Raw genomic sequence first — 6,867 nt, 5'->3', positions numbered from 1 at the left:
GACCGTCGGGTCCCGGTGGAGATCGTCCGCGATATGGGGGAGGTGGCCGAGGCCCCGGCGGTCCTCCGCGCGAGGGCGCCGGCGGGCGAAAGTTCTTCCGGCGCAAGAAAGTGTGCAAGTTCTGCGTCGAGAGGATCGAAGACATCAACTACAAGGACTACCGCCTGCTGGGCCAGTTTGTCGCCGAGAGCGGCAAGATCGTACCGCGCCGCCTTACGGGCGTATGTGCGCCGCACCAGCACCGGTTGTCCGCGGCCATCAAGCAGGCGCGCAACATCGCCCTGCTGCCCTTCGCGGCGCGCTAAGGCAGTTCTCAGTTGTCGGTTGTCAGTTCTCCGTTACGAACGACCGGCAACCAGGCCCGAAGGGCCGAATGAATGTAGCCCGGCACGTCAGTGCCGGGTAACCAGATCAAGACGGACCGAGTCCCGTAGGGACGACTGAAAGGTCCATGGAGCTCTGACATGGAAGTCATCCTGAAAGAAGATGTATCCAAGCTGGGCCACCGCGGCGACATCGTGAACGTGGCCGAAGGCTACGGACGCAACTACCTGCTGCCCCGCAAGCTGGCCATCGAGGCCACGCCCGCCAACCGCTCCGTCATCGAGCAGATGCGCGCCGCCGCCCTGCGCCGCTCCGTCCGCGAGAAGGGCGAAGCCGAGGAGTTGGCCAGGCAGTTCGACGGTCTGAGTGTGCAATTCACCCGCAAGGCCGGGGAGAAGGACCACCTGTTTGGCTCGGTGACCCCTGCCGACATTGCCGAGGCCCTGGGCAAGAAGGGCTTCAACGTCGATCGCCGCAAGATCCAGCTGGACGACCCCATCAAGATGGTGGGCGAGTTCACCGTCCCGGTCCGGCTGCACCGCGACGTGGCCACCTCGGTCAAGGTCATCATCGAGAAGGAAGCCGCCGCCGAGTAAGCGGGGCCCGTTTTTCTTGGGGCCGGAAGCGATTTCCGGCCCTTTTTCTCCCTATAATCGTGCTCACCGAACCGCTCCTGTTCCGTCCAACGTGGTGTAGGCCAAACCCTTAGGGCGACTCAGGAGAAGCACATGCCGGCCGAGACCCTCATTCTCACGGTTGGCGCTAACGGTTCCACTTCAAACCCCGCTCGACGGGGTCACATGGTCAGTCAGAGTCTGAGCCGAGTCGACGACAGCCAGCTGATCCGTGCAGCGCAACGTGGGGACCGCGTGGCGTTCGAGGAGTTGGTCCGCCAGTACGACCGGGCGGTCCTGCGCCTCGCCCTCCACCTGGCCGGTTCGGAAGCCGACGCCCAGGACATCTACCAGGAAGCATTCCTCAAGGCCTACCGCAATATCGGCAGCTTCCGCTTCGAGTGCTCCTTCTACACCTGGGTTTACCGCATCGTGACCAACCTCTGCCTCGACCACCTGCGCAAGAAGCAGGTGCGCAAGGAAGATGCTCCGGTCACGGTGGACAGCAACGGGGAAGAGTTCGACCTGCTGGGCCAGGTCTCCGACGACCGTCCGGGCGCCGACCCGGAGCGCGACCTGATGCGGCGAGAACTGGGCGGGCGCATCGCCCGGGCCATGACCAAGCTCACCCCCCGGGAGCGCATGGTCTTTGAGTTGAAACATTTCCAGGGGCTGAAGCTCCGCACCATCGGCGAGATGCTGAATACCACCGAAGAGACGGCGAAGAACACGCTGTTCCGGGCCACGCAGAAGATGCGCGGCTCGCTTGGGGACATGAGGTAAAAGGCTATGAACTGCGACTGGGTCAAACAGAACGTTGCGCTTTACGTTTATGAAGAGCTGCCGGACGACCAGCGGCACGAACTGGAACGCCACGTGGAGCGCTGCGAATCCTGCTCCGTGGAGCTGGGGGCCTTCCGCGCCTTCCACTCCGCGATGAGGACGGTACCGGCGCCCGAGCCGACGCCCAACCTGCTGGCGTCCTCGCGCATGCGCCTTTCCGAGGCGCTGGAAGACGCCGAGCAGCACCGCGGCTGGAGCCGCTTCACCTTCGACTTCGCCGGATGGCTGCACCAGGCCCGGCTGGCGCCGGCGCTGGTGCTCGCCCTCATCATGGTCGGCTTCGTCGGCGGCGGCATCGCCGGCTGGCAGGTCACGCGCAACGCCGGCGGCCCAGGCAGGGACGATGGCTTCAAGCAGCCCGCCGAGGCCTCCATCGCCGCCATCCGCGGCATCACCCAGGACCCGGCCTCCAACAGCGTCCGCATCCGCTACGACACGCTCCAGCCGCAAACCGCCACCGGCTCGCTGGAGGACCCCAAGATCCAGCAGCTCCTGCTCTACGCCGCCCGCAACAACTACAACTCCGGCGTGCGCATGGATTCGGTGAACCTCCTCACGCAGAGACCGGAGGACGAGAAGGTGCGGCAGGCGCTGATCTTCTCGCTGCGCTACGACAACAACCCCGGCGTGCGGCTGAAGGCGCTGGAGTCCCTGCGCGGTTACGTGAAGACCGACACCCAGGTGCGCGACGCCGTCCTGGAGGCGCTGGTGCGGGATTCCAATGCCGGCGTCCGCTCCAACGCCATCACCCTGCTCCAGCCGGTGATGGCCGACGGCAGCGTGCGCCAGGTGCTGCAACATCTGGCGGATACAGACAAGAACCAGTTCATCCGCTCCGAGTCGCGCCGCGTGCTCGACTCGCTCCCGGAGATCGATTAGTGCTTCGGGCATAGGGGAACGAATCTAGGCTTAGGAAGGGACGTAAACAGCAGTGAAAACCAGACTCCAATTCGGGATCCTGATGGTTGTGGCCGCCCTGTGGGCGCTGCCCGCGACCGCGCAGGACTCCCAGGTCCGCCGCGAAGGCGAGAACTGGGTGCAGGTCATCACCGGCACCCTGCCCGCGGCACACAATCTGAAAGTCAGCACTCCTATCGGCTCGGTAAGGGTCACCGGGGGCTCGCAGCAGGGCATCCAGTACACCGTCACCAAGAAGATCTGCACCGGCGAGGCGGAAGCTAAGCGGCAGCTCGAAGGCTTCCGTATCTCGGGCGCCACCCGCGGCGACACCGCCTTCATCGAAGCCAATTCAGAGCGCGGGCGCTACAAGCGCTTCTCCGTGCAGTTCGTCATCAGCGTGCCGCGCGAGATGGCGCTGGTGAAAGTGGACACTGAGGCCGGCAGCATCTGGGTGGGCAACATCACTGGCGCCGCCGCGGTCGAGACCTCCGGCGGAGCTATCAACCTCACTGACATCGGCGGGGGTGTCTCCGCCTCCACCGCCGGCGGCAGCATCGAGGTCGCCAATGCCGGCGGCGACGCCAAACTCGAGACCCAGGGCGGCAGCATCACGCTGCGCAAGGTCAAAGGCAAAGTGACGGCGGAGACGGCCGGGGGCAGCATCTGGGTGGAGTCGGCCGACCAGATGGTGATTGCCGAGACCGCCGGCGGCAGCATCAACATCAAGCAGTGCGGCGGAGAGTTGCGTGCCAGCACGGCCGGAGGCAGTGTCGAAGTCGGCGACGTCAACGGGGCTGCTACGCTCGAGACGGCGGGCGGCAGCATCCGCCTGAGCTCGGCGCGCGGTCTGGTGAAGGCCAACACCGCGGGCGGCGGCATCCACCTCTACAAACTGATGCGAGGCGTGAGCGCCGAGACCGCCGCCGGAGCAGTGGCCGCTGAGTTCGTCGGCAACTCGGCTGACTTCACCCCCTCTTACCTGAGCACCAGCGTGGGCGACGTCATCGTGTACCTGCCTGCCGACATGAAGGTGACGGTGAAGGCGGTCATCGACACCGCCGTCGGCCACAAGATCCGCTCCGATTTCCCCGAACTGAAGATCACCAGCGAAGGCAGCGAGTGGGGTCCGAAAGAGGTGTTCGCCAGCGGCCAGATCAACGGCGGCGGCCCCATCCTGAAGCTGCACACCACCATCGGCAACATCGAAGTGCGCAAGGGATCGCGATAGGGAAGGGAGGATTCAATGTTCCGCAATCTTGTAAGGCTCGCACTGGCAGCGGCCCTGGTGGCCACCACCTGGGCGGCCGCTGCAGACCGCCCACTCGATGACGGCTATGTGTGGAATGCCGAGACCGGGGACGGCGATGCGACCGCCGGCACCGCTTACCTGGGCGTCGATCTGCGTGACGTCACCTCCGACCGACTCGCCGCCCTCAAGTTGAAGGAAGAGCGCGGCGCCGAGGTCACCATGGTGGACCAGGATGCTCCCGCCGGCAAAGCCGGCCTGAAGGAGCACGACGTCATCCTCGGGGTCAACGGCCAGCGCGTCGAGAGCGTCGAGCAACTGCGGCGCATGATCAAGGAGACGCTGCCCGGCCGCACCATCACCCTGGATGTCAGCCGCGACGGCCAGCCCCTGTCCCTCAAAGCGACTCTCGCCGACCGCCGCAAGATGAAGATGGCAGACAAGATGTGGATGACTCCCCGAGGGCCGGTTGCTCTGGCGCCGCCGGTGGTCACCCCGCCGGTCCCGGCCATGGACATCCCCAACATCGAGGTCAATGTCCGCAGCTATTCCAATACCGGCATCGTCATCGAGAGCCTGTCGCCGCAACTCGGTGAGTACTTCGGCGTCCAGAACGGTGAGGGCGTGCTGGTGCGCTCCGTCGAGAAGGGCAGCGCCGCGGAGAAGGCGGGACTGAAGGCCGGCGACGTCATCATCCGCGTGGACAAGGACCGCATCAGCGACCGCGGCGACTGGCGCAACGCCATGCGCAAGCGCAGCGGCAAGGTGAACTTCGGCATCATCCGCGACCGCCGCGAACAGTCCATCACCGTCACCCTGCCCGAGAACAGCAATCCCGACAACTCCTTCCGCTTCGATTTGCCCGACCTTGATCTCGAGGGCCTGCAGCAAGAGCTCAACGCGCTGCGGCCCGAGATCGCAAGGGCCACCGCCGAGGCGATGCAGCTCGCCGGCGCCGAAATGCGCCGCAACATGCGCGATGCCCAGGCGCACATACACCGCGAGATGAAGAAGGCGCAGAAGGACATCGAGAAGAGCCGTAAGGACATGGAAAAGGCCCAGAGGGAAGCTGAAAAAGCCCTCGAACAATCCGCCAAATGACCAAGAATCGGCAGTGTCATCCCGAACGACTTCAGTCGTGAGGGACCTGCTTTTCGCATGAAGGGCCGGAGCGCTTGCTCCGGCCGTAGCGCCAGGTCGCCCACCACCACCGCCCCGGCGCTGTCCTGCCGGAACGCCATGCACGACGTCAATCCCGCCGCCGGCTCTACGCTGGTGTTCCCGATGCGCACGTGCAGGTCGGTCCGGGGGAAGGTCACCTTGTAGATGCCGGCATCCAGCTTGCCGGGCCTTCCCAGGGCGTCTTCTACTGCGGACCAGTCGGCCTTCTTCTGTGCCCCCGCGCTGCACACCAGAACCAGCATGCCAAAGACGATTCCGAGCACGTGTCGCATGATTCGACTCTGACAGAAGTCAACTTTCAGGGAGATGCGCGATTCTACCGTCGGGATGCGGTTCGCAGGAGAAAGAAATATCCTTCTACGATGTAGCGCTTATTCTTCCCAGCGCTTGAACAGCAGGCAGCCGTTGGTGCCGCCGAAGCCGAAGGAGTTGGTGAGCGCGATGCGCAGGTTGGGGGCCTTGCGGGGCGTGTTGGGCACGTAGTCCAGGTCGCACTCCGGGTCCGGGGTCTCGTAGTTAACCGTCGGTGGGAGTGTGCGGTCACGCAGCGCCAGCACCACGATGCCGGCCTCCAGGCCTCCGGCCCCGCCCAGCAGGTGCCCGGTCATGGACTTGGTCGAACTCACTGGCGGCGGCGTGGGCCCGAACGCCCGCTTGATGGCCATGGTCTCCAGCTTGTCGCCCAGCGGCGTGGAAGTGCCGTGGGCGTTGATGTAGCCGACCTCGCTGGCGGGGATCTTGGCGTCAGCGAGCGTGTTCAGCATCACGCGGTAGGCGCCGTCGCCCCCTTCCGCCGGCTGGGTGATGTGGAAGGCGTCGCCGCTCATGCCGTAGCCGATGACCTCGGCCAGGATCTTCGCCCCGCGCCGCCTGGCGAACTCCAGCTCCTCCAGGATGAGGATGCCCGCGCCTTCGCCCACGATGAAGCCGTCGCGCCCCGCGTCCCAGGGGCGGCTGGCCTTCTCCGGGGCGTCGTTGCGGGTGGAGAGGGCGCGCATGGCGGCGAACCCGCCGACGCCCATGGGGGTGATGGCCGCTTCCGTGCCCCCGGCGATCATGGCGTCAGCATCGCAGCGCTGGATGATCTTGTAGGCATCGCCGACCGAGTGTGCGCTGCTGGTGCAGGCGGTGCAGGTCGCCTCGTTCGGCCCTTTGGCGCCGTAGCGGATGCTCACGTGTCCCGCGGCCAGGTTGACGATGGCGCCGGGGATGAAGAAGGGCGAGATCTTGCGCGGGCCGCCATGGATCAGGTTGAGGTGCTCGCGCTCGATGACGTCGAACCCCCCGATCCCCGAACCGATGTGTACCCCGACGCGGGTGGCGATCTCCGGCGTCACCTGCAGCCCGCTTTGCTTCATGGCCTCATCCGTGGCCGCGATGGCCAGGTGGATGAAGCGCCCCATCTTCTTGATCTCTTTTTTCTCGATGAAGTTCGCAGGGTCGAAGTTCTTCACCTCGGCCGCGATCTGGCAGGCGAATTGGGTGGCGTCAAAGTGGGTGATCCTGGCGATGCCGCTCTTGCCCGACAACAGTCCCGCCCACGTTTCCTCGGCGGTGTTGCCTACCCCACAGATGAGCCCAAGCCCGGTGACAACGACGCGACGAGCCAAGCGTTATTTGCCCTTGGAATGCGCCTCGATGTAATCGACGGCGTCTTTGACGGTGCGGATCTTCTCCGCGTCTTCATCGGGGATCTCGATGTCGAAGGCTTCCTCGAACGCCATCACCAGCTCGACCGTGTCGAGCGAATCGGCGCCC

The 6,867-nt window shown here is 65.3% G+C and carries 7 protein-coding genes; 6 read left to right on the top strand and 1 reads right to left on the bottom strand.

Annotation, left to right across the window (positions count from 1 at the left end; genetic code table 11):
- From rpsR to VMS96_12805, 6 genes are all read left to right on the top strand, one after another.
- Positions 1-305: 30S ribosomal protein S18 (gene rpsR, locus VMS96_12830; protein ID HVP44311.1), on the top strand; the 305-nt coding region annotated here is incomplete at its 5' end.
- A gap of 159 nt (positions 306-464) precedes the next feature.
- Positions 465-920 carry a 50S ribosomal protein L9 gene (rplI, locus tag VMS96_12825; protein HVP44310.1) on the top strand — a complete coding sequence of 152 codons (456 nt, stop codon included), beginning with the start codon at positions 465-467 and terminating at the stop codon, positions 918-920.
- A 204-nt stretch (positions 921-1,124) separates the two neighbouring features.
- Positions 1,125-1,721: a sigma-70 family RNA polymerase sigma factor gene (locus VMS96_12820; protein ID HVP44309.1), complete on the top strand. Its 597-nt coding sequence runs from the start codon at positions 1,125-1,127 to the stop codon at positions 1,719-1,721.
- A 6-nt stretch (positions 1,722-1,727) separates the two neighbouring features.
- A complete protein-coding gene (locus VMS96_12815) occupies positions 1,728-2,660 on the top strand; it encodes a HEAT repeat domain-containing protein (protein ID HVP44308.1) in 933 nt (310 codons plus the stop codon).
- Between the two features lie 52 nt (positions 2,661-2,712).
- On the top strand, positions 2,713-3,909 hold the full coding sequence (locus VMS96_12810; GenBank protein ID HVP44307.1) for a hypothetical protein: 1,197 nt from the start codon (positions 2,713-2,715) through the stop codon (positions 3,907-3,909).
- Between the two features lie 15 nt (positions 3,910-3,924).
- Complete coding sequence (locus tag VMS96_12805; GenBank protein HVP44306.1) at positions 3,925-5,028, top strand: PDZ domain-containing protein; 1,104 nt, start codon at positions 3,925-3,927, stop codon at positions 5,026-5,028.
- Between the two features lie 452 nt (positions 5,029-5,480).
- On the opposite strand, the gene fabF is transcribed toward VMS96_12805, so the two are convergent.
- A complete protein-coding gene (fabF, locus tag VMS96_12800; GenBank protein HVP44305.1) occupies positions 5,481-6,719 on the bottom strand; it encodes a beta-ketoacyl-ACP synthase II in 1,239 nt (412 codons plus the stop codon).
- Positions 6,720-6,867 lie beyond the last annotated feature (148 nt).

It is taken from the genome of Terriglobales bacterium, assembly GCA_035543055.1.
Taxonomy (GTDB): domain Bacteria; phylum Acidobacteriota; class Terriglobia; order Terriglobales; family Acidobacteriaceae; genus JAIQFD01.
This window is presented reverse-complemented; position numbering and strand designations above follow the sequence as displayed.